Source organism: Mesobacillus subterraneus, assembly GCF_023715485.1.
GTDB classification, from domain to species: domain Bacteria; phylum Bacillota; class Bacilli; order Bacillales; family Cytobacillaceae; genus Mesobacillus; species Mesobacillus subterraneus_B.
In genome coordinates, this window is sequence record NZ_JAMBOF010000002.1 from 37,068 (window position 1) to 59,614 (window position 22,547).

Sequence of the window (22,547 nt, forward strand, 5' to 3'; positions counted from 1 at the left end):
TTTGAGGGTAATTTCGATATGCCCCAGCAATACTGAAATCATGGAATTTTTAGGCCTGACTGATCTGCTTGTTGGTGTCGATGATTTTTCTGATTGGCCAGTTTCGGTAAAATCATTGCCGCAGCTCGGTCCAGATCTTTCAATTGATTTAGATCTCGTCGAGGAATTAAAACCAGACCTTGTTCTCGCATCTCTTAGTGTACCGGGAATGGAGAAAAATATTGAAGGTTTGAAGAAACGTGGAATTCCTCATATTATATTGAATCCACAATCCCTTACTGACATTGAGAATGATTTGATCATAACAGCCAATGCATTAAACAGGCCGGAATGCGGGAAAGAGGCGGCAGGTCAATTCAGGAACAGGCTTGAAACTATAAAGCGAAAAGGAGCCAAAGCAGTCACAAAGCCAAAGCTTTATTGGGAATGGTGGCCGAAGCCCGTTTTTACTCCTGGCAGCATTAATTGGCTTACAGAAATATCAGAGGCTGCAGGCGCTGAGAATGCGTTCAAGGACGTTGAGCTGGCCAGTGTACAGACCGACTGGGATGACGTAAAGTCCCGCAACCCTGATTACTTATGCATTGCATGGGTCGGTGTCCGGAAGCAAAAAGTGAAGAAGGATTTAATCACAAACCGGCCCGGCTGGAATGAACTCGAGGCCGTCAAAAATGACCGTATCCTGATTCTCGAAGAAGAGCTTTATTGCCGCCCCTCGCCCAGACTTCTCGACGGACTGGAAAAGCTGTATGGACTCATCCATAACTAATCGGGAAAAATTCAATCAGAAAAGGCACTCTCCTTATGGAAAGTGCCTGGCGTAATTTCAATTATGATTTTTTGCCGCTAATATATTGCTGGCGGAAAACTTGCATCGATTCGTTTTCATTAAGCGCTTTAAGATCTTCCTCGGTCAATTTGCCATTGCCCTTTTCAATTACATAAACATCAACCGTTTTTTTGCCCCACTGTTCGTAAACATCTTTAACAGTGTCATAGTAAAGATCTACCTTATTCCCTTTAATTGCGCCACCTTTATCGGCAACTACGCCAAAACCGTAGCCTGGGATGAAAAGGATTGTCCCGATTGGGAATACGTTTAAATCAGCTGCGACAGTTGAATATAAATCACGTTTTACTTTTACACCTGAGTATGTAATTCCATATTCCGGATGACCCGGGTTTTTGCCTGTCGATTCAATCCCGGCTGTATAGCCTGTTGCGATGATTGTTTGCTTTGGGTACTGTGACCAGTTCAGTGATTCCTCGAGTGTTGGCTGCTTTCCCGCAACCTTTTCACTTGATGAGATCTTGGTTGTAAAATCGGTAACCTTTTTCAAAAACTTAAATGCAAGTCCTACTGATTTCTTTTTATGGTCAAATTGAGAATTTCCTTCTTGTTTGCTTCCCTCGTTGTCAAATGCATATGTAGCTACCGTTGAGGCTTCTACTCCAGAAATCGAATGGAAAGTAGATGTTATGGCAGCAAAAAACAAAACTGCCATCGCCGAGCGTCTGGCCCATTTTTTTAAAATATTCATATAATTTTTCACTCCTCCCAAATCTATTAATTTCCCAAAGAAACAAGAAATATTCCAAAAGGAGCAAAAAAGTGCCTAAAGTCCTATTTACACTTCCATTAAAAGTAAATTCTTATATAGTTTCTACCGTTAATGATTTTTTATGCACAAAAAAAACCTTCAATAATTTGAAGGTCCTAAAACATTTGATATCCTTTTTTGCGGAGAAGCTTGATAACGATTCCTGCGAGGACCGCACCAGCCATTCCGCTGCTTAAAATCAGTACATCCGCGATGGCAAGCTTTGAGACTCGCTGCCCAAGATCGCCAAATGCTTCACCGCTATTTGTGAAATACTCGATAAACCGATATTTATCAATAATAAGAATCGCGATTAATGGATAAATCACTGCCATGATCCATGACATCCTCAGCAGCATATTTAATAAGAAACCAATCCCAAAAAACAGGACGAAAAACAATAACATCGAAATAATCAGTGTTACTACCGTCAGCATCTAAATCCCCCCATTACACATCATTTCTAGTTTACTGTTTGTCCGATTTCGAGTCAATGATGGGCTTAGGGTCAAATTGGGCTTACCTTTTTAAAATCAAGGCTGTGTTAAACTTGGCTGTTGATTTCCGTTACAGTCGCTTCGCTTTCCGCGGGCGGACCGCAGGAGTGAAGCGCCATCCACTGCAATCAACAGAGCTTAAAATCAACAATGATCTTTGACACAGCCTAAATCAAAAGAAAAAACCCCGCATTTCGCGAAGGTCCAAGATGCACTGCTTTATTTTTTTGATTCTCCTGACCCGCTGCAGCATGAGCATGTTTCGGATCCGCCAAGAAGCAATTGGAAATATCCTTTACCTGAGCAATATGGACATTCTTTTGAATCATGTGTATGCAATTTCATTGATTAACCTCTCCTTTATATTATTGAATTTTCTGATAATATACCAGACATCCATTAACTTTGGAAAGGTTCAAAAATGACCAAAAAACCGTATTGAAAACGGATACATGATGTTTTTTCTTCGTTTTTCTGTCACTTTCGTTAAATTTCAGAAAATTATAAAAATAATTTATATGCCGTGTAATTAAACTGCTTGCCAGGGTCAAGACCTTCCATTCCCTGTATAGCTTCAAGTTTCGAATCGTTTAAAAGAACGTGAAGAAGAACAGATGAATCAGCATCATTTTTCAAATCCTCTGTTGCCAAAAATCTTGCCTCATATAATTCGCTTTCCTGTACAACTATCTGTTGCTGTAGTCCGGGCAATGGACTCAGCAGGAAAACAAGCATATTGTCGCTTATCGAATCCCTGATGACACCCGTCCTCACACCAAGCAATCCCTTTACTGTGCATTCCACACCAGTTTCTTCATACACTTCCCTTATCACAGCCTCATCAGCAGTTTCTCCTTCATTCACAAAACCTGCCGGAAGCGACCAGCTTCCTTTCAGACCGCCATAACGTTTTTTTACGACCAGCCAGCTTCCGTCTTCAGAAACGACAACTCCTGCAACACCAAGCCAGACATTTTCACGTTTGCTCATGCTTTTCCCCGCCAATCACCAAATCAGTTTCTAACGCTAATTGTAACTTAATGATACAGCTTCCGTCCTCCCCGTCGTCCCGAAGCAGGAGTGGTTTAACAGAATCACAGAGCACTGCTATTTCTGATATTAATTGTAAGAACTCCTTTACAGACAATTACCCTGTTTGATTTTGGGGCTTAAGAGTTTTGACCAATATTATAATCTCACCTATTGGATTCTCCAGCAAAAAAAACAGGCTCCGCTAAGAGCCTGTTTCCCTGTCTATATTAAAGAACGTTGAATTTTCCTTTTTTAAGCACTAATGATGGACCGCCAATCATATATAGAGCACGGTTGTCGATCATTTTCTTCATGAATGAAGCTTTTGCTCCGACCATCTTCTTGCCGAATGCAACGCCAATAGCGTCGTCTTCACCAAGTGAACATACTGTTCCTTTGATATCTGGAGTAAAAGTTTCCATTTCAGACTTGCCGCGAACTAGAGCTGCAATATTTCTTGCACAAACTTCACCTTGCTGCATAGCGATCTGTGCAGTTGGCGGGTATGGACGGTTGATTTCTTCGTTGATGATCAATGAGCAGTCACCAACAATAAAGACATTGTCTGCTCCAGGAATTCTTAGATCTGGCTGAACCTTGACACGTCCGCGCATAGCTTCGATACCTGACTTTTCAATTACAGAGCTTCCGCGCACGCCTGCTGCCCAAACAACAGTGCCTGCTTTGATTTCTTCCACTTCATCTTCGCCTTTAGCGACGATGATGCCTTCTGGAGTCGCTTCTTTGATCGCTGTACCGATGCGGAATTCCACACCTTTTTTCTCGAGATGTGAAACAGCATAGTTTACAAGTTCAGGATCGAAGCCTGGAAGAACCATTGGAGCCGCTTCTACACAGACGATTTTCACTTTATGGTAATCAACATCGTATTCACGGCAAAGCTCAGGAACACGATTAGTCAGTTCGCCAAGGAACTCGATTCCTGTGAAACCGGCACCGCCAACAACAATTGTCAGGCGCTCGTCTTTCTTTTCCGCTTCAGTATTGTAAGTCGCAAATTGATATTCAATATGCTCACGAATTTGTCTAGCAGAGTTTACGTTGATGATGGAGAATGCATACTCTTTCAAGCCTTTGATACCGAAAGTTTCAGGCTCAGCACCGAGGGCGATTACAAGGTAATCATAAATGATGTCGCCGTTTTCAAGGATTACACGCTTTTCGTCCATCTTGATTTCTTCTACAGTTCCCTGAACGAATTCAACTTTATGGCGATCAATAACATCACGTACATCGTAGCGTACTTTGTCATGGTGCAAAGTTCCTGCTGATGCTTCGTGCAGCCATGTAGTTTCATAGTGGTAATCATTTTTATTAACAAGGACAATGTCAGCCTCGTTTACTCCAACAGCTTTTTGTAAACGGGTAGCTGTCATTAATCCCCCGTATCCTGCTCCTAAAATTACGATCTTTGGCTTTCTCAAAGTGATCACTTCCACCTTTTTTATTATATTTTTGGTCGAATGGCTCATCTCTATTTGCCGCCATCTTTTTTCGTATTAGTTTGTGATATTATTCACTAAAATGTTCATAAAAACGTCCTAAAAATGTCACAAAATCTTAACATTCTTGCCTACCATTCATAATATTCTTTTTGCGCCTTATTTTCAAGCCATAGACTAAACTTGGAAATATTCAGAAAATAGGCCGAATTCACTGTTTTATCCTTCTTTTAAGTTAATTTTTTATAAATTATATTGTTCCACAAGCAATCTTCTATTATGATTGTGAGTTTATTTTTTCTATTTATGGTATTATAAAAATTGGAGCAATTTTACTACATAGTGAGGGGGATATGGAGTGAAAGAAGATCAAAAAGTTTATGACATCACGATTATCGGCGGGGGGCCTGCTGGTCTGTTCACTGCTTTCTACGGCGGAATGAGACAAGCATCTGTTAAGATTATTGAAAGTTTGCCACAGTTAGGCGGGCAATTATCAGCACTTTATCCAGAAAAGTACATATATGATGTTGCCGGTTTTCCAAAGGTTCGTGCCCAGGAGCTGATCAACAACCTGAAAGAGCAAATGGCGAAATTCGAGCCAGCTACTGCTCTTGAGCAATCAGTTGAAAAGCTGGAAAAACTGGAAGACGGAACAATTAAGCTAACTACTGATAAAGAAGTTCACTATACAAAAACAGTCATCATCACAGCAGGAAACGGTGCGTTCCAGCCTCGCAGGCTAGAACTTGAAAGCGCTGCCCAATACGAAGGGAAAAACCTGCACTATTTTATCGACGACTTAAATCAATTCGCCGGCCAAAAGGTTGCCGTTTTAGGCGGAGGGGATTCAGCAGTTGACTGGGCATTGATGCTTGAGCCAATCGCTGAGCAAGTAACGATTGTTCACCGCAGGGATAAATTCCGCGCGCATGAACATAGTGTGGAAAACCTTCAAAACTCTAAGGTAGACATCAAGACTCCTTATGTTCCAACTGAGCTTATTGGTGATGGCAATACAATCAGCCAGATTGTTCTTAAGGATACAAATGGCGATGACACTGTAAATGTTGACGTTGATTCAGTTATCTGCAACTTCGGTTTCGTTTCATCTCTTGGACCAATTAAGGAATGGGGCCTGGAAATCGAAAAGAACTCAATCGTCGTTAACTCGAAAATGGAAACAAATATTCCTGGTGTTTACGCTGCAGGCGACATCTGCACGTACGAAGGAAAAGTTAAGCTGATCGCGACTGGATTCGGGGAAGCACCGACAGCTGTAAACAACGCAAAATCCTTTATGGATCCAAAGGCGAAAACACAGCCGCTTCACAGCTCATCCATGTTTAATTAAAAATAACGATAAGAAAGCGCAAGCGCCTTGGTCAGCCCCGATAAGCGCTGGAGGGCCGACCGATGAAGTCGTTCTTTGACTTCATTGGGCGGACCGAAGCGACTCGAGGGGCTAGGCGCTGGAGCTGGACAATTCTCGAAGTGAATTTTATACTTTCTTATTTTGTAAACAAAAAGGCAAGGTCCGCGGACCTTGCCTTTTTATGTTTAACACTCTTCAGGTGTTCCTTCACGAGATGCTGTTTTGAAGCTGGAACCGCAGCCGCATGATGCGATCGCGTTAGGGTTGTCGATAGTGAAACCGCCGCCCATTAAAGATTGTTTGTAGCTGATTTTTGTACCCATCAAAACAGGTGCGCTTTCCTTATCGACCAGGATGCGGATACCGTGCTGCTCCAATTTAATATCCCCTTCTTCTACTTCATGGGCGAAACCCATGCCATAAGAAAGACCGCTGCAGCCGCCACCCTTTACAGAAACACGCAAGAACGCGTCTTCCGTTTCATTTTGCTTCATCATATCTTTAACCTGCAATGCAGCATCTTCTGTAAGAATCACAACGTTTTCCACAATAAAACCTCCTAGATCCCCATTACTTTCTTAAAAGGATATTTTTTTACCTAGATTAATGTCTAGCTTCAGCGTCCAGCTCTTCGGGTCATATGCCGGCCGGCTGAGGTGGCTCCTCGCCGTCCATCTTTTGCCTGTCGGCGCTGACTAGGGCGCTTACGCTTTTCTTATAGTATACTCACTGTTTTTCCAATCCTCAACCAATCCGTCTGAAAAAGAAATATATTATATTTTTCAGACGTTCACGATGTTTAACTGGTATAATATACCTAAGCTCCACACGAAAAAAATAGGCAAATCCGCAGGTGATGATAATGGCTCAAATAGAACCTCTTTATGACAAAAAATGCAAATGCGTAATGTGCGAACATCTCTTTACAACAAAGAAAGTGCGTTCTCGCTTTGTAAAAGTACTCAGCTTTGACACTGACTTTGCCCCCAATTATGCCGAAGGATTCGAAAACCCAAATCTATATTATGTGAACGTCTGCCCTAATTGCGGCTATTCCTTCACGGATGAATACAGCTCTTATTTTCCGCCAGGTGCAAAACAAATTATTAATGATAAAATCAGCAGCCAGTGGGTTCCGCGTGATTATAGCTTGGAGCGCTCCGTCCAGGAGGCATTGGACACTTACAAACTCGGCATCTATTGCTCCATCCTGAAAAAAGAGAAACATATTGTCTCCGCCGGATTATATATAAGGCTTGCGTGGCTGTATCGCTCCCTGGACAATCATGACCAGGAGATGCGATTCTTAAAATTAGCATTGAAAGAATACACTGAGTCATACAGCACCGGAGACTATAAAGGAACACAAGTCTCTGAGCTGCGGCTGATGTACCTGATTGCCGATCTTTCCAGAATAATCGGTAACACCCAGGATGCAGTCCGTTTCTTTTCGAAAGTAATTGAAAAGCAGCGCATGTCGGTTGAACCGCAAATCATCCTGATGGCCAAGGACCGCTGGCAGGAGATGCGCGACAAACAAAAAGTATAAAAGCAAAAAGGCTGGCAGTGGGATTTCCCTGCCAGCCTTCTCTATATTAAAACATTGGGTTTTCGTCCAAATATTGATAGATATTTTCAACAAGTTCCTGTGGGGTTTCTCCTACAACTGGATCCCCGTTTACTAGCGCAAACATTGACTGGGCGCATTTTCCGCAATAACCAAGACAGCCATATTCGATTACATCAAGATCAGGGTCTCTCTCCAGCTCCTCCCTTGCTTTTTGCGCACCGCTCGCAAGGTTGCTGATGCAAAATTCAATGATTGGCTTTATCATGTCTTTCACCTCTCTACTAATTTTTAATCGTACCCTTTTTACGAAAAATCGTCAATTTACTTGCCTTCGAGCTTTGATAAAATTGTTGTTATTTTGTCACAATTTCGTTATACTTTTTATGGTGTTTGAACGAACCAATTAAATATAGTGAAATAATTTTATAAATGTATCCGTTTACGGATTTATAAGACGAGTTGGAAAAACTTCATAAACTGTCAGAGTTTAAAAGGGGAAATTCACATGAAAAATCTCGTTATACTAGGCGGCGGCTATGGCGGCATGCGCGTCCTTCAAAAGTTGCTGCCGAATGATCTGCCCGAAGATGTATCCATCACACTGATCGACCGCGTTCCTTACCATTGCTTAAAAACAGAATATTACGCTCTAGCTGCCGGGACGATTTCAGACCAGCACATTAGAGTGGCATTTCCTGAGCATCCCCGCCTTCAGGTGAAATATGCCGAGGTTACAGCGATTAACATCGATGATAAAAAAGTGGAGCTGAAAGATGGCGAGGCGGTAGAATTTGATGACCTCATCATTGGGTTGGGCTGTGAAGATAAATACCACAATGTTCCCGGAGCAGATACTTTCACTTACAGCATCCAATCGATTGAAAAGTCGCGGGCAACTTACCAATCCCTTAACAATCTGCCGGCAGGATCCACTGTAGCGATTGTCGGAGCAGGACTAAGCGGCGTCGAGCTGGCAAGTGAATTGAGCGAAAGCCGCAAGGACTTGAAAATCAAACTTTTCGACCGCGGCAACCACATTCTATCTGCCTTCTCTGAAAGGTTAAGCACATATGTAGAAAACTGGTTCGATAATCACAATGTTGAGATCATCAACAACGCAAATATTACTGAGGTTCAGAAAAATGTGCTATACAATCATGACGAACCGATCGTCTGTGATGCGATTGTATGGACAGCTGGAATTCAGGCTAATAAACTAGTACGAGAAATGAATGTTGAAAAAGACAGCATGGGCAGAGCGCTGCTGACCCCTCAGCACAATCTCCCTGGTAATGAAAACGTGTATGTAGTCGGCGATTGCGCAAGCCTGCCCCACGCACCAAGCGCACAGCTTGCTGAAGGACAAGCAGAACAGATTGTCCAGGTCCTGCAAAAGCGCTGGAAAGGCGAACAGCCGCCAGAATCATTCCCGGCCATCAAGCTTAAAGGCGTCATCGGGTCACTCGGAAAAAAACATGGCTTCGGTCTTGTAGCAGAACGCCCGATCACAGGACGTGTCGCACGCTTGCTGAAATCAGGTATTTTGTGGATGTACAAGTATCATAATGGGTGATGATGAAAACCCGAACTCTGTGGATGTACAAATATCATAATGGGTGATTTGCTAAAAAACCGGGCGATGCCCGGTTTTTTAATTTCTCAACTGGAAAAAATCAGTGAAAATTTCCAGTTCGCTATAATAATTTGTTTTTCGCTATAATATTTGGATTTTCGCTATAAAAAAGAAATTTTCGCTATAAAAACTCGATTTTCGCTATAAAAATCATTTTTTCGCTATAAAAGTCTTAACGATTCAACATCCGGGGGAAAATCCTCCTGGAAAAAAAAAAGGCATCCCAAAATCAGGATGCTTTTTGTAATTATGAAGCTGAAACGTACCCATATTTCTCTAATTCAGCGTAAATGGTCTTCAATTTCGGGTTGCCTTCGCCGACGATTTTGCCTTCAAGCAAGACGACGGGGTAAAACATATCTTCTTCAATTACTTTTTCGGCAAATTCCTTTTTATCTTCCTCTGCGGGAGGATTATATATATCAACATAGGAAATTTTGAAAGGCTGGTCTGTGTATTTTCGGCCAATTGCTGCTTCGAGCCATTCGTATGTTTCTTTCGATGATGGCAGGTTCACACAGCTTGGGCAAAGTACTTCTGCACCGTAGACGACAATCTCTACCTCTTTACGTTCCATTATCAATTACCCCCAGGTATTTTCTTTTATTTTACTACACAGGGGTAAGGATGCATAAGGAAAAAACTGTAGTTTATTGGTTTTTCAGTTTATTCAATAGATTTTTCCGGCTGATGTGATTATAATAAGTATTATGAAAGGAGTCGATTTGCATGACTGAACAGCAAATGTTTGAGCAAGTACAGGAAGTATTAGATAAATTGCGCCCATTCCTACTTCGTGACGGAGGAGACTGTGAACTAGTTGATATCGAGGATGGCGTTGTGAAACTTCGCCTGCTAGGTGCATGCGGTAGCTGCCCGAGCTCCACAATCACGCTTAAAGCTGGAATTGAACGCGCACTTTTAGAAGAAGTACCTGGCGTTGTTGAGGTTGAACAGGTATTCTAATTAAATAAAATAACAAAGCGGTTTTGCCACTTCAGGCAAAACCGCTTTTTTTAAGGCATTTTCATGAGGTAATAATGAAGTTTATTTTGATCCAGGAGCATTCTCGTAAGGATCCGAAAGCATGATACGGCAGAAAGCTAGGTTCGAAAGTATCAATCTTATTTTTTATAACTTAGATGACACGCAGCCCTCCTGATCAATTTTCAGGCTGTACACTCCCATTCCAGCCAGCTTGTGCCGCAAATCTTCTGCAACTGCCTCTCCCTTTCCGGGTTCAACAAGGCAAAGAACCGACGGACCAGCTCCGCTTAACGCTGTGCCAAAGGCTCCAGACTGGATTGCCTTTTCCTGTACTTCGTCAAAAAAAGGAACGAGGGGTTTCCGGTAAGGCTGATGGAATAAGTCAGCTGACATCATCCTCCCCGCTAGCTCCCACTGCTGAGTCATCAATGCTGCAAGCAGCTGGTTAGAGACGGCACTTGCCTGGGTCGCTCTTGGAAAATCAATCACAGCCGGGAGGACATCTCTTGATGTTTCGGTCAGCAATTCCTCATGAGGAACGACGAGAACCGGATCAAACCGAACTCGATCCAGGACGGTAAGGTTTACTTCGTCTCCAATCTGGCTGCCGACAACAAAACCGCCATATAGGCACGCACCAACATTATCCGGGTGTCCTTCCAGCTTTGAGGCAATCTGCAATTTTTCCCGGCGGCTCAATTGCAGTCCGCAAAATAAATCTGCCAGCTCGATTCCCGCCACGATCGCCGCGGCACTTGACCCTAGCCCTCTCGCAAGCGGAATATCACTTTTTATCGAAACCTTAAGCGCCGGCATTTCCTGCTTGTACATCCATGCTGTTTTGATGGCCACTTGGCAAATGAAGTTCTTTTCGTCAAAAGGGAAAGGTCTTAACGAATCAGATAATGGCTCAACCTCCCATTTGTCGCTTCTTTCAGCTTGTAAAACCAAATAAAGGTTCAAGGCGACACCAAGCGAATCGAAGCCAGGACCCAGATTCGCTGAGCTTGCCGGAACTTTTATCGAGAATACTTGATTCCTTGTTTTGTTTACTGCATTGGGCTCTTCCAGTCCATTCATTGACGGACCACTCCCCTGATATGCTCGCTGACGATTCGCTCATCATTAGGAAGCAGCACTGGGGAAATCGTGCTGATTTCAATGGCAGTAGCCGGGTCCTTCAATCCATTGCCCGTCAACACAGCAACTATCCGAGACCCGCGAGGTATTTCTCCTTGTTGTAAAAGCTTACAAATTCCAGCCAGCGAAGCGCAAGAGCCTGGCTCTGCAAAAATCCCTTCGGCAGAGGCCAGCTTTCCGTATGCCTGTAATATTTCTTCATCTGAGACGAAATCAATCTTCCCTTCCGATTCCTGCTGTGCGGCAACCGCCAAATCCCAGCTCGCCGGGTTGCCGATCCGGATGGCGGTAGCGATTGTTTCAGGCTGCTCGATTGGTTTGCCCTGGACGATGGCCGCTGCCCCTTCTGCCTCGAAGCCGAACATGCGCGGCAGGCCTGTTCCTTTACTAGAATGATATTCTTTGAAACCCTTCCAATAAGCGCTGATATTACCGGCATTGCCAACCGGAATCGCCAGGATATCAGGAGCCCCGCCCAGCTGGTCGCAAATTTCAAAGGCGGCGGTTTTCTGCCCTTCCAGACGATAGGGATTCACTGAATTTACAAGAGTTACTGGTTCTGTTTCACTGATACTCCGCACCATTTTTAACGCCTCATCAAAATTGCCTTCGATCGATACGATGCTGGCTCCATACATCACTGCCTGTGCAAGCTTCCCCATTGCAATCTTGCCTTCGGGTATAACAATGATGCATCGCATTCCGGCCCTGGCCGCATAAGCAGCTGCGGCGGCTGAAGTATTTCCAGTGGAGGCGCAAATGACCGTGTCACTGCCAGCCTCCTTTGCTTTGGCAACAGCCATGACCATGCCTCGATCTTTAAAGGAGCCTGTTGGGTTTGCTCCTTCAATTTTTACGTGAAGGTCAACTCCCCACTCATGTGACAGCTGGTCGAGCCTGATTAAAGGTGTATTCCCTTCGTGGAGAGTGAGCATTGGTGTATTCTCATTTACCGGTAAAAACTCGCGATATTCACTCAACAGGCCACCCCACCTCATACACTGACACTCCCCTCTACTCGGTAGGAGCTTTTCACTTCTTTCACAACAGGAAGGTCACGGAGCTCCATAAGTATATTTTCATAGTTTGATAGCGACGCTTGATGGGTAATAACAACGATTTCAGCAAGCCCCTTTTCCTTCAAAGGCATTTGCAGGATTTTTTCGAAGCTGACATCGTGATTTGAAAATAATGATGTAATTTCCGCGAATACCCCCACTTCATCATGGACATGAAGACGCAGGAAGTACTTTGAATTCACCTCGCCGTCATCCTTCAGCTGCTTTTCGTATTGCGGTGTGATCGATGTGCTGCCGTTGACCCCGAGGCGCATGTTCTTAACCACACCTACAAGGTCTGATACCACCGCTGTCGCAGTTGGCAGACTTCCTGCACCAGGACCATAAAACATTGTCTCACCGACCGCCTCACCATAAACATAAACAGCGTTATATTCATTATGGACCGAGGCCAATGGATGGGATGAAGGCAATAACGCCGGCTGGACGCTTACCTCTACTTTATCTCCCTCCCGGTCTGCGATTCCAAGCAGCTTCATTGTATAGCCCAGCTGCTTTCCATATTGCAGGTCTTCCTCGGTAACTTCGGTAATTCCCTTTACTTTTACATCATCGAGGTCAATCTTCATCGAAAATCCAAGTGAAGCCATGATCGCCATTTTTCTGGCCGCATCCAGCCCTCCGACATCGGACGCAGGATTTGCTTCCGCATATCCCAGCCGTTGGGCATCCTTTAACACCGCCTCATATGCAAGTCCTTCCTGGCTCATCTTCGTTAAAATATAATTCGTTGTTCCATTGACGATTCCCATCATTTTGGTGATCCGGTCAGAAGCAAGGCCATCGGCAAGGCTTCGCAATATCGGAATACCGCCGGCGACACTGGCTTCATAAAACAGGTCACATCCATTTTCATGGGCAACCGTCATAAGTTCTGAACCGTGGACGGCCATTAAGTCTTTATTTGCCGTTACGACATGCTTTTTCATTTTTAAAGCATTCAGCAGGTGTTCACGAGTATTCTCAATTCCGCCCATGACCTCGATCACCACATCAATTTCAGGGTCATCAATGATATCCGCGGGATTGACTGTGAGAAGAGAAGAATCAACTTTTACAGTTCTTTCTTTTACCAGATCCTGTACAAGGATTTTTTTCACGTTTACCGGGCACCCGACTTGGTGCATTAGTTTGTCCTGGTGGTTCTCAATGATTTTCACCACCCCTGTTCCTACTGTTCCTAAACCTAAAAGCCCAATCGAGATTGCCTGCATTTTCTCTTCCCCTCTCTTTATGTCTTTCTTGAAAATACAATTGTTTATATATAGTAGACATTATAAATACATGAATTTGTTTTTACAAGGGAAAATCAGGCAGCTTATTGCCATGTAAACGCTTTATCATATGCGGCTCTAAGCATAAAAATTTCACAAAAAAAATCCCTCCCCCATTTTGAGGGAAGGATCTTTATTGTTTATTTTAAGACTTCTTTATTTACAATTGTCTTCGGGCCGTCTCCACTTAAAACAGCTTTAACGTTCGCACCGCAAAGCTTGATCATCGTCGTTCTTGTTTCCGTGCTTGCACTGCCAATGTGCGGCAACGCAGTCACATTCGGCAGCTGAAGCAGCTGATGGTCAGCAGAAATTGGTTCTTTTTCAAATACATCAAGGCCGGCGGCAGCGATTTCGCCATTTTTAAGCGCCTCATACAAGGCCTGCTCGTCCACAACTGGCCCACGCCCGACATTGATGAAAATAGCACTATTTTTCATCTTGGAAAAAATATCGGCCGTAAACAAGTTTCTCGTCTCTTCAGTTAGCGGTGCCAGCGAAACAACATAATCAGCTTTGGATACGAGATCTTCGAACGAACTATAAACTGCGCCAAGTTCTTTTTCAGCGTCCAGTTTCCGTGTACGGTTATGGTAAAGGATTTCCATGCCAAATCCTTTTGCACGGCGAGCTACTGCTTCACCGATTTTACCCATGCCGACAATTCCGATTGTCTTTGCATAGACGTCATGCCCTGCAAGCAGGTACGGGCTCCAGCCTTCCCATTTACCACCCTTCACATATTCCGCGGCTTCGACAATACGCCTCGCAGCTGCCATCAGCAATGCGAAAGCCAGGTCAGCCGTTGTCTCAGTCAGAACATCTGGGGTATTAGTTACAATGATTCCCTGCTTTGTTGCGATCTCCAGGTCGATATTGTCAAACCCAACAGCCAGATTGGAGACGACTTTCAAATTTTCACCGGCCGTAAGCACTTCTTTGTCCACTTTGTCTGAAAGCATCGTAATCAAGGCATCGGCATTTTTCGCTTCTTCTAATAGAGTTTCTCTAGGTACAGGGATATCTTCATGATTCCACATTTTCACTTCAAAATGCTCGGTAAGTTCAACAATCGTGTCTTCAGGCAGTTTCCGTGTGATATAAACATATGGCTTCATTTTCATTCTCCTTCATGTAAGCGTTTATATAATAGAATAATTTTATTCTATCACAAACCGCTTCCATTACAGGCAAAAAAGTTTCGATTACCGTAATAGCCATTCAACACCCGGAAGTTTTGCTGCCTTTACCGGCGCCTCGCTAAGGTGATAGAAATTGCTTAAAAACCGTTCATGGTCGCTGCTCTGGTTCAAGTACTTCCGCAGCCGGTCCTCAAGCTGGTGCCTTGCCTGTTCTGATTGTGTAATATAATAATTTTCTACTGCCTCGAAATAATGGAGCGGAAACAGCAGCCTTGCGTACAGCAGCCTCCACGAAAATGGCGACAGCACTGTCAAGCTTTGGTATTCCGCAAGAAAGTTTTTTATTTCAGGCTGGCTCGTCTGGATATTGGCAAAATAGCGCTCCCTGACCCATTCCGCTAAATCACGGCTTGCATGGTCAAATACCCAGTCAAAGGGGTTTTTGACAAAATAAGTGCCCCTCCAGAGTGTATTGGTAAACCGCTCATGACACACAGTGCCATGGTCAATCTTTGTCGGCTTGTCATCTATTTCGGTATCAGCAAGGTATTGGATTGCATTTTCCGCCAGTCCCATGTAATAGGGAAAAGACTCGATGAACATTCGCTCAAAATCATTTTCAGGTTCTGTGTATAGCTTGCTGCTCCAGACCTTTTCCATTTGATCAAGCCTTTTTTCCCAAAGCTGCTTCCATTGTCCAACCCTGTTCAAGCTCTCAACCTTGAAAGGGATCTGCCTGCCCCTGGCATGGAACTTCGCTAACTTCCTGCCTGTCTTCATCTTCTCAGGAATCGGTGAGGCACGGTTCTGCAGTACACAATATTTATTTTCCTGCCAATCACAGATTTGTCTGCCTTCCCTGTCTGTCAGCAGCTTTGACACATTGCGGTCGCCAAAATTTTGCATATGCTCAGCAATCCTTGCCAGCTCGCTTATTTCTTGCTCTTTTATCCCATTAGCATCCATAATTAAATAAAGCCCTTCATTATGCTTATATCCGTGAAATCTTCCAAGAGATACTTCTGAATCTGCAGAAATTCCATATACTTCTTTTAACATCCTTTGAAACATCTTCTTCACCTCATTTCAAGACCGTTCTCTAACAAATATATGTTGGTCATTCAAAAACTTGTGTTGAACATTGAGATGAATAAGCGGGACCATTCTGGAAATGATTTAAAGGAGCGAATATGTAGCACTAAAACGGATTAAGCAGAATAATTTAGGATAAATAGGATATGAGAAGCTGCAATCAAAAACAGAAAGGTGATGCAGATGTTAGAAAAGAAACGCGCGATCCATATGACAGAGGAAACAGCTCGAAAATGGCTGCATGAACGCGGTGTGGAAATACAGGATATTGCTGAGCTGGTATTTTACCTGCAAGAAAAATATCATCCTAATCTTCAAATGGAGGACTGTATTGAAAACGTTGAACGTGTTCTTTCAAAGCGTGAGGTCCAGAATGCCATCCTGACTGGAATACAGCTTGATATACTTGCTGAAGAAAAGAAGCTTGGCGAACCGCTCCAATCCATCATTGAGACGGATGAAAGCCTTTACGGAGTGGATGAGATCCTCGCATTCTCGATCGTGAATATATATGGTTCGATTGGTTTTACCAATTACGGATTCATTGATAAGCAAAAGCCGGGAATCTTAGGGAAATTGAATGACAAAGAAGCTACAGGCAAGTGCCATACATTCCTGGATGACATAGTTGGTGCTGTCGCTGCGGCCGCATCAAGCCGCCTTGCCCACAGGGCTGCAAATATAGAATAATCAGGCTCTTTTCGTAAATGATGCTTTTTTCTGCGTGAAACCGTCAACAAAAGATGGAATAGATCGCAGGAAAAGCCTTCTTTTGTAAACAACAATCTATGAAAACAGCCATTAAATAAAAGAGGGACCGACGCCAAAAAGGCGCGGTCCCTCTTTTATCTTACACTTCCCATTCATCAAGAGAATCCACTGTATACGTCGGCATTTCACGATAGCCTTTAAGCAGCTCCTTCGTTGTCACTCCTGTATGAACGAGAAGCGTATCCATGCCTGCCCTCATTCCCGCAAGGATATCGGTATCGTAATAATCCCCGACCATCAGGGTTTCTTCTTTGTTTGTACCAAGAACCTTGAGAGCTTGCTCCATGATGACGGATTCAGGCTTACCGATAAAAATGGGCTCTGTCTGTGTTGAAACAGCAATCACTGAAGTCAATGAACCGTTTCCAGGCAGCAAGCCGCGTTCTGTCGGGATCGCAATATCACCATTCGTTGAAATGAACGTAGCCCCGTTACGGACAGCGAGGCAGCCTACGGCCAGCTTTTCATATGTAATACCGCGGTCGATTCCGGAAACGACGAAATCAGCATCTTCTCCGGCAAATTGAAGACCTTTTTCACTGATTGCCGTTTGGATGCCTTCCTCGCCGATCACATAGACAGCAGCATCTGGTTTTTGTTCAAAAATGTAATTGGCAGTTGCCTGGCTTGTTGTAAAAACCTGCTCCTCAGTCGCAGGGATTTCAAAACTGCTAAGTTTTTCCGCTACCTGCGCTGGTGTACGCGAGGAATTATTCGTAACAAATAAATAGGGTATCCCCGCATCAATCAATCTCTTTATGAAATCAGAAGCCGCTTCAATCCGCTCTGAACCTCTGTACATCGTACCATCCAAATCAATCAAATAACCTTGGTATTTTTTCATGGTGATCACTCCTAACATTATCGTACCCAGATTTCGCTTTTTCATTGTGAGCTGCAAAAACGAATACTCCCATTTTATATAAGTGAAGCCACAAGTGCAAAGGACAAAGCTCACTATTTAAATGTGAATCTCTATATGCTCCTAGGGTTAAATAAATCGTTTTTATTTTACCACCCAAACACAAAAGAGACCGCAATAAACGGTCTCTCTGCAAAATATTTACTTTTTAAAAGCGGAAACAGGCCCAAGTTCATTTGTTAAATATTCACGGACCTTAGCTGGAAAAAGTTTTAGCTGGGGAAGCTCTGCCAGATATGACTTTTTCAACCTGGCATGGTCGATAGCAGTATACTGCTGAACAAGCATCTTCCTGAACAGGACAATCTTTTTCAAGCTTGCGCTCATTTCTGCGGTTACCACTTTTTCATCATCCAAAATATCAATGATGTCTTCATAGCTTCCCGGATCGCGCATGATGAACCCATCGATCATCGCATTGCCTACATCAAGCACAGCTTCAATCATTATGTGAGCCACGCGCTCAAGTGCGGATTTCTCCATCGGTGTTTTCCATGATTCCTGTCTCTCAAAAAAATCAATTTGATTCTCCAGAAATTGCAATGTTGCTTCGATTTGTTCTCTGTCGACAAAATACATTCTTATCACCTCATAAAGATGCTAGACGGTTTTCAGTAATCCAGGACGGGCATAAAAGTAACCTTGTGCCAGTTCAACCTTGTTCCGGGAAAGGACAGATGCCTCTTCCTCATTTTCAATACCTTCGGCAACGACGATGGAACCTGCTTCCTTGGCAACGAGCAGCAGCCCTTTCAGCATCGATTCCTTCACCGAATTCTTATCGATGTTCTGGATGACAGACCGATCAATCTTGATGACATCCGGCATGATTTCACTGATCGTATTCAAGCTTGCATAGCCCGCTCCAGTATCGTCAACCGCAATTTTAATGCCCATCCCTCTTAGTACCTTTATATTATAGATAAAATTATCGATTCCCTCAATCGAGTCCCTCTCGGTAATTTCAAATGTAATCTGGCTTGGCTTGATGTTTTTATAGGATTGCATCACTATCTTCAAATCCCGGACAAACCTGGAATTGCCAAGGGTGATTGGCGTGAAATTAATGAAAATATCCTGCTTGCATCCAGTTGAAGTGATCTGCTCAAGCGTTTTGCCAAGCACGATCATTTCCAAATCGTAAAGCATGCTTGTCTGCCTTGCGACTGAAAAAAGCTGCAATGGACTTTCGAGTGCCGTTCCCTCAGGACCGCGCGTCAGCATTTCCCATGCCCGGATTTCCTTTGTAGCAACGTCGATGATTGGCTGTGCAAGCAGCTTAATGTCTTTCTGGGCAATAATTTTATTCATCTCATAGACCATTTCGTTAAATTCGGATTGAATTCTTTTCTCTGCCATCGCAAACGCCTGCTGATGCGCCTTTAATACAGCTTCATGGACAGAACCCACTGATTTATCGATAAAAATGTACCCAGTATCAAATATTGGCTGGACAGTAGGATACTGATGAAAAAGCTTGCTTTCCGCTTCCCTGAGGATCTTTTTCATTTTCGTATCTATCTCTGAAATACAGTGCCTGTTATGGTCGATTCTCATAAACAGGCTGAGACTGTCACTATAATAGTCATGCAGGACAATCATATCCTGCTTATCCACCTCTTGTTCAATTACCGTTTTGAAATGCCCTTTCAAAGCCTTAAGATATTTCCAGCTCTCTTCGCCAAGCTGTGATGCAAGTTCACGGTGGTTCTTGATTGTAAAAGCGATTGCGGCGACCTCGCAGCCGTCACTGAAAGCTTTCTTCACCCCTGAAACGACAGGGTTACGCAAAATGAACTGAGGAGGGTAATAGCAAATTGATGAGTGCGGCAACATTATTTTTCCCCAACCAAGCAGGTTGTCTAATATGCTAGTTATGCGGCGGGCCATAGGTTTCAATCCTCTCAGAGATGCCAGGAACTTTTTCTTAATTGTACCATATTTCGCTAAAATAGAGCTTTTTTCCTATATAGTATTTCGAAATATCTCGCTTTTTTTTCAGAAATTATTGATTTTCTGGTAATATGATGAGTGAAGATCAAATTGCCTTTATAATATGGCAGGATTTTAACCTTTACATAACTTTTAACAGCTATTAGGAGGATAACTACTATGTCTGATCGATTTTTTCTTTATGATGATACTGAAGAAACAAAAACACGCTACGTAAGCTTCATGGGTGAAAACCAGCGTTTTGACCTGGCAATCATGCAGACAAGCCGCTATTATGGCAAAAGCATCGTTCTCGATATTCAGGGAAGCCGATTCGCGATCATCGGCCAGGACGACCTGGATGAAGAAGGCTATCTTGAATATGCCTACAACCTATCAGAAGAAGATGCAGAAGAACTGCGCTCGTTCTTGCGCCAGATCGTTTAAGTCTGGAATTATTTTTTTTGTTTGTTTTGTCTTTTCTTTGAAATACTAAAAAGACAACCTGCAAAAGAAGGTGAGTTCATGAGCGAGGAAGATCGTGAGAAATACTCGGATTTTTCTAATGTTGAAAAGCAACGAAATTATGTAACGGCGGAGGACTTGCCTGATGGACCTTATGGCTCTCCATTCCGCAAGGATGAACCGGTAGAGGGCAAAAGCACACCATGGCATGAGGGACAGCGTTCATACAGCAACTTCAATTATGAATTCAAGTCACTTCATCAAGGAATGCCGCGCCAGGAAGCAGGGGCACATCCTACGCATGACGATCCCGATGAAAGCGAACAGCCGCCTTACAGTGAATAAAATTAGAAAGAGGACCCGGTATGAACAGGCCCCAAAGTTGGGTGAATGTTCATGATTCAGGTCCTCTTTGCTTGTCCATCACATAGTTTGGCTAAACCTTAACCTTGCTTTGCAACCTTTTTCGCAACGAAATAAGCACAGCCAAAGTTGCAATACTCATACAGATACTCACTTACCGTACTGATCTTCGTATCGAATGTTGATTTCTGGTTCTGGTCATCGAAGAATCCCCTGAGCCTGAGCTGCCCGTATCCCCAGTCGCCCACTATATAGTCGTATTTCGTTAAAATATCGCTGTATCTCGCGCGAAACGCCTCTTCGTTGAAGCCGTCCCGTGCTTCATCAACTATTTCGTAGCACAGATTATTGATGCAAATCATTGTTACACCTCTTTTTCCTTGCTAATTTTTCTGTAACTATTTCTTATCCGCAGTTAGGTTTATTTAAATTATAACTGATTCCCCACTAATTACTAAGTAAAAAAAATAAAATGAAAGCCATTCTAATCAATAGGGGGTGTTTTAATTGAAAAAAGCAATCATTACTCTTGGCATATGCGGTGCAGCTGCGTTGACAGGCTGTGCGAATGACAGTGCTTCACCTGGCGATCGCGATGGCAGCACCGGCATTTACCAGCAGAGCGGCAATACCTTGAATGTTAACGACCAGCGACCTGATCTGTATAACGAAGACGGACGCAAAGGCTTTAAAGATAAGAGTGAAGACTTTGGCTATGTGCGCCATCAAAGATCAGGTGTGATGGGTGCGGAAAATAATACGAATGCGTACCAGGCACTTGACCGAGAAAATATTGCGGATATGATTGGAAAGTTCAGCACGATGGTTCCAAATGTTGATGATGTATCAACCCTTGTGACGGATGAAGAAGTGCTGATTGTCTACCAGACTGACTCAGGAAATCGTTCCGAAACCGCTGACCAGGTAAAAAGGATGGCCATGTCCGTGGTGCCACGCTGGTTCCATGTGTATGTATCAGACGATACTAGCCTGCGTAATGATGTTGAAAACTTCGCAACTCTTGACACTGACAGCCGAGATGTTGATGAGCTGATTGACGGCGTCGTTAAACAAATGCTTAAATCCCCTCAAGGGCGGGACATGAGCACTGGCGAAAACGCAAATGGCGAAGCCAAGGGTGAATTGAACGAAAAAATGGATAAAGACGACATCTCTAATCAAATGAATAATGGTAAATAATGTACAAAAGAGTTCAGCATACGCTGAACTCTTTATTTATGGGATCGAACTACATCGTCAGCAGTATTATGCCTGTTGAGCTTCCTGCTCTGCAAGCTGCTGCTTATGTTTTGCTGCAGAATTAACCTGCTCGTCCGCATGGTAAGAAGAACGGACAAGTGGGCCTGCTTCACAGTGGCTGAAGCCTTTTTGCAGGGCAATTTCCTTCAGTTCAGCGAACTCATCTGGGTGGTAATATTTAACGACCTCCAGATGTTTTTTGGACGGCTGCAAGTATTGTCCAAGCGTCAGGATTTCCACATTGTTCGCGCGCAAATCATCCATCGCTTCGATCAGCTCTTCCTTTGTCTCACCAAGCCCTACCATGATGCTTGATTTTGTCGGGATATCTGGCTGAAGCTCCTTTGCCCGGCGCAAGAATTCAAGCGAACGATCATATGTAGCACGCGCCCTGATTCTTGGAGTCAAGCGTTTGACGGTTTCGATATTATGGTTCAGGATATCAGGACGTGCGTCCATCAATGCCTGTAGGTTTTCCAATACACCACCCATGTCAGAAGGCAATACTTCGATTGAAGTAAATGGATTTTTCCTGCGAATTGCCCTTACAGTTTCAGCAAAAACAGCAGCTCCTCCGTCCTTCAGATCATCTCTGGCAACTGCGGTAACAACGACATGCTTTAAGTTCATAAGCGTGACGGAATCAGCAACTCTCTCCGGCTCCTGCCAGTCAAGCTCAGTTGGAAGACCAGTTTTAACCGCACAAAAACGGCATGCCCGCGTGCAGACATCACCAAGGATCATGAATGTCGCAGTTCTTCTTACCGCCCAGCATTCATGGATATTAGGGCATTTCGCTTCTTCACAAACAGTATGTAGGCTTTTTTCCCGCATCATCTTTTTTAAGCCAGTATAATTTTCATTCGTATTCAACTTTATTTTCAGCCACTCAGGCTTTCTCTGTACCTCTTTTTTGCTCATAATTTTCACTCCATTCCTGCTGCATTAC

Annotated in this window: 27 protein-coding genes; 9 read left to right on the forward strand and 18 right to left on the reverse strand. The window is 43.6% G+C overall.

Annotation, left to right across the window (positions count from 1 at the left end; all coding sequences use genetic code 11):
- Nucleotide 1 precedes the first annotated feature (1 nt).
- Nucleotides 2-769 (forward strand): cobalamin-binding protein, encoded by a 768-nt coding sequence (locus M3204_RS02740; RefSeq protein ID WP_251478254.1) that lies wholly within the window; start codon nucleotides 2-4, stop codon nucleotides 767-769.
- A gap of 61 nt (nucleotides 770-830) precedes the next feature.
- Here the strand turns inward: M3204_RS02740 and M3204_RS02745 are convergent, their stop codons facing one another.
- From M3204_RS02745 to M3204_RS02765, 5 genes are all read right to left on the reverse strand, one after another.
- Entirely contained in the window at nucleotides 831-1,541 is a 711-nt protein-coding gene (locus tag M3204_RS02745) for a 3D domain-containing protein (RefSeq protein WP_285856884.1), read from the reverse strand.
- Between the two features lie 176 nt (nucleotides 1,542-1,717).
- A complete protein-coding gene (locus M3204_RS02750) occupies nucleotides 1,718-2,038 on the reverse strand; it encodes a YuiB family protein (RefSeq protein ID WP_251478257.1) in 321 nt (106 codons plus the stop codon).
- A 279-nt stretch (nucleotides 2,039-2,317) separates the two neighbouring features.
- On the reverse strand, nucleotides 2,318-2,443 hold the full coding sequence (locus tag M3204_RS02755; protein ID WP_251478260.1) for a YuiA family protein: 126 nt from the start codon (nucleotides 2,441-2,443) through the stop codon (nucleotides 2,318-2,320).
- Between the two features lie 156 nt (nucleotides 2,444-2,599).
- Nucleotides 2,600-3,088, reverse strand: coding sequence for an NUDIX domain-containing protein (locus M3204_RS02760; RefSeq protein ID WP_251478264.1), 489 nt, complete (start codon nucleotides 3,086-3,088; stop codon nucleotides 2,600-2,602).
- A gap of 269 nt (nucleotides 3,089-3,357) precedes the next feature.
- Nucleotides 3,358-4,575, reverse strand: coding sequence for an NAD(P)/FAD-dependent oxidoreductase (locus M3204_RS02765; protein ID WP_251478268.1), 1,218 nt, complete (start codon nucleotides 4,573-4,575; stop codon nucleotides 3,358-3,360).
- Nucleotides 4,576-4,951: 376 nt separating this feature from the next.
- On the opposite strand from M3204_RS02765, the gene M3204_RS02770 reads away from it, so the two are divergent.
- A complete protein-coding gene (locus tag M3204_RS02770; RefSeq protein ID WP_251478271.1) occupies nucleotides 4,952-5,947 on the forward strand; it encodes an NAD(P)/FAD-dependent oxidoreductase in 996 nt (331 codons plus the stop codon).
- Nucleotides 5,948-6,153: 206 nt separating this feature from the next.
- Here M3204_RS02770 and M3204_RS02775 read toward each other — a convergent pair whose 3' ends face one another.
- The gene (locus M3204_RS02775; RefSeq protein WP_251478274.1) at nucleotides 6,154-6,516 is read right to left on the reverse strand and encodes a HesB/IscA family protein; all 363 of its coding nucleotides are present in this window, start codon (nucleotides 6,514-6,516) and stop codon (nucleotides 6,154-6,156) included.
- A gap of 314 nt (nucleotides 6,517-6,830) precedes the next feature.
- Here M3204_RS02775 and M3204_RS02780 point away from each other — a divergent pair, with 314 nt between their 5' ends.
- Nucleotides 6,831-7,517 (forward strand): DUF2225 domain-containing protein, encoded by a 687-nt coding sequence (locus tag M3204_RS02780; protein ID WP_251478276.1) that lies wholly within the window; start codon nucleotides 6,831-6,833, stop codon nucleotides 7,515-7,517.
- 46 nt (nucleotides 7,518-7,563) lie between these two features.
- Here the strand turns inward: M3204_RS02780 and M3204_RS02785 are convergent, their stop codons facing one another.
- Nucleotides 7,564-7,803: a YuzB family protein gene (locus M3204_RS02785; RefSeq protein ID WP_251478278.1), complete on the reverse strand. Its 240-nt coding sequence runs from the start codon at nucleotides 7,801-7,803 to the stop codon at nucleotides 7,564-7,566.
- A 240-nt stretch (nucleotides 7,804-8,043) separates the two neighbouring features.
- Between M3204_RS02785 and M3204_RS02790 the strand changes: the two genes are divergently transcribed.
- Nucleotides 8,044-9,111: an NAD(P)/FAD-dependent oxidoreductase gene (locus M3204_RS02790; protein ID WP_251478280.1), complete on the forward strand. Its 1,068-nt coding sequence runs from the start codon at nucleotides 8,044-8,046 to the stop codon at nucleotides 9,109-9,111.
- Between the two features lie 307 nt (nucleotides 9,112-9,418).
- Here the strand turns inward: M3204_RS02790 and M3204_RS02795 are convergent, their stop codons facing one another.
- Nucleotides 9,419-9,748 (reverse strand): YuzD family protein, encoded by a 330-nt coding sequence (locus M3204_RS02795; protein WP_251478282.1) that lies wholly within the window; start codon nucleotides 9,746-9,748, stop codon nucleotides 9,419-9,421.
- Between the two features lie 152 nt (nucleotides 9,749-9,900).
- Between M3204_RS02795 and M3204_RS02800 the strand changes: the two genes are divergently transcribed.
- Complete coding sequence (locus tag M3204_RS02800; protein WP_251478284.1) at nucleotides 9,901-10,137, forward strand: NifU family protein; 237 nt, start codon at nucleotides 9,901-9,903, stop codon at nucleotides 10,135-10,137.
- 165 nt (nucleotides 10,138-10,302) lie between these two features.
- On the opposite strand, the gene thrB is transcribed toward M3204_RS02800, so the two are convergent.
- From thrB to yutH, 5 genes are all read right to left on the reverse strand, one after another.
- Nucleotides 10,303-11,238, reverse strand: coding sequence for a homoserine kinase (gene thrB, locus M3204_RS02805; RefSeq protein ID WP_251478285.1), 936 nt, complete (start codon nucleotides 11,236-11,238; stop codon nucleotides 10,303-10,305).
- Complete coding sequence (gene thrC, locus M3204_RS02810; protein ID WP_251478287.1) at nucleotides 11,235-12,296, reverse strand: threonine synthase; 1,062 nt, start codon at nucleotides 12,294-12,296, stop codon at nucleotides 11,235-11,237. The genes thrB and thrC overlap by 4 nt, the downstream gene beginning before the upstream one ends.
- Nucleotides 12,293-13,591 (reverse strand): homoserine dehydrogenase, encoded by a 1,299-nt coding sequence (locus M3204_RS02815; RefSeq protein WP_251478289.1) that lies wholly within the window; start codon nucleotides 13,589-13,591, stop codon nucleotides 12,293-12,295. Before M3204_RS02815 ends, thrC begins: the two co-directional genes overlap by 4 nt.
- A 200-nt stretch (nucleotides 13,592-13,791) precedes the next feature.
- Nucleotides 13,792-14,769: a 2-hydroxyacid dehydrogenase gene (locus M3204_RS02820; protein WP_251478291.1), complete on the reverse strand. Its 978-nt coding sequence runs from the start codon at nucleotides 14,767-14,769 to the stop codon at nucleotides 13,792-13,794.
- Nucleotides 14,770-14,856: 87 nt separating this feature from the next.
- Complete coding sequence (gene yutH, locus M3204_RS02825) at nucleotides 14,857-15,864, reverse strand: spore coat putative kinase YutH (RefSeq protein ID WP_251478293.1); 1,008 nt, start codon at nucleotides 15,862-15,864, stop codon at nucleotides 14,857-14,859.
- Between the two features lie 204 nt (nucleotides 15,865-16,068).
- Here yutH and M3204_RS02830 point away from each other — a divergent pair, with 204 nt between their 5' ends.
- Nucleotides 16,069-16,575, forward strand: a complete 507-nt coding sequence (locus M3204_RS02830; RefSeq protein ID WP_251478295.1) for a phosphatidylglycerophosphatase A family protein — start codon at nucleotides 16,069-16,071, stop codon at nucleotides 16,573-16,575.
- Nucleotides 16,576-16,735: 160 nt separating this feature from the next.
- On the opposite strand, the gene M3204_RS02835 is transcribed toward M3204_RS02830, so the two are convergent.
- The 3 genes from M3204_RS02835 to M3204_RS02845 all read right to left on the reverse strand — a co-directional run bounded on the left by M3204_RS02835 (nucleotide 16,736) and on the right by M3204_RS02845 (nucleotide 19,468).
- Complete coding sequence (locus tag M3204_RS02835; protein ID WP_251478299.1) at nucleotides 16,736-17,500, reverse strand: TIGR01457 family HAD-type hydrolase; 765 nt, start codon at nucleotides 17,498-17,500, stop codon at nucleotides 16,736-16,738.
- A gap of 219 nt (nucleotides 17,501-17,719) precedes the next feature.
- On the reverse strand, nucleotides 17,720-18,157 hold the full coding sequence (locus M3204_RS02840) for a DUF86 domain-containing protein (protein ID WP_251478301.1): 438 nt from the start codon (nucleotides 18,155-18,157) through the stop codon (nucleotides 17,720-17,722).
- Nucleotides 18,158-18,178: 21 nt separating this feature from the next.
- On the reverse strand, nucleotides 18,179-19,468 hold the full coding sequence (locus M3204_RS02845; RefSeq protein WP_251478304.1) for an EAL domain-containing protein: 1,290 nt from the start codon (nucleotides 19,466-19,468) through the stop codon (nucleotides 18,179-18,181).
- 222 nt (nucleotides 19,469-19,690) lie between these two features.
- On the opposite strand from M3204_RS02845, the gene M3204_RS02850 reads away from it, so the two are divergent.
- Both M3204_RS02850 and M3204_RS02855 read left to right on the forward strand, forming a co-directional pair.
- Nucleotides 19,691-19,957 carry a DUF3055 domain-containing protein gene (locus M3204_RS02850; RefSeq protein ID WP_251478307.1) on the forward strand — a complete coding sequence of 89 codons (267 nt, stop codon included), beginning with the start codon at nucleotides 19,691-19,693 and terminating at the stop codon, nucleotides 19,955-19,957.
- 78 nt (nucleotides 19,958-20,035) lie between these two features.
- Nucleotides 20,036-20,320, forward strand: coding sequence for a cytosolic protein (locus M3204_RS02855; RefSeq protein ID WP_251478310.1), 285 nt, complete (start codon nucleotides 20,036-20,038; stop codon nucleotides 20,318-20,320).
- A 98-nt stretch (nucleotides 20,321-20,418) separates the two neighbouring features.
- Here the strand turns inward: M3204_RS02855 and M3204_RS02860 are convergent, their stop codons facing one another.
- Nucleotides 20,419-20,700: a YutD family protein gene (locus tag M3204_RS02860; protein WP_251478313.1), complete on the reverse strand. Its 282-nt coding sequence runs from the start codon at nucleotides 20,698-20,700 to the stop codon at nucleotides 20,419-20,421.
- Nucleotides 20,701-20,845: 145 nt separating this feature from the next.
- Between M3204_RS02860 and M3204_RS02865 the strand changes: the two genes are divergently transcribed.
- The gene (locus M3204_RS02865) at nucleotides 20,846-21,538 is read left to right on the forward strand and encodes a YhcN/YlaJ family sporulation lipoprotein (RefSeq protein ID WP_251478317.1); all 693 of its coding nucleotides are present in this window, start codon (nucleotides 20,846-20,848) and stop codon (nucleotides 21,536-21,538) included.
- A 66-nt stretch (nucleotides 21,539-21,604) separates the two neighbouring features.
- Here the strand turns inward: M3204_RS02865 and lipA are convergent, their stop codons facing one another.
- A complete protein-coding gene (lipA, locus tag M3204_RS02870) occupies nucleotides 21,605-22,519 on the reverse strand; it encodes a lipoyl synthase (RefSeq protein WP_251478320.1) in 915 nt (304 codons plus the stop codon).
- Nucleotides 22,520-22,547: the final 28 nt, after the last annotated feature.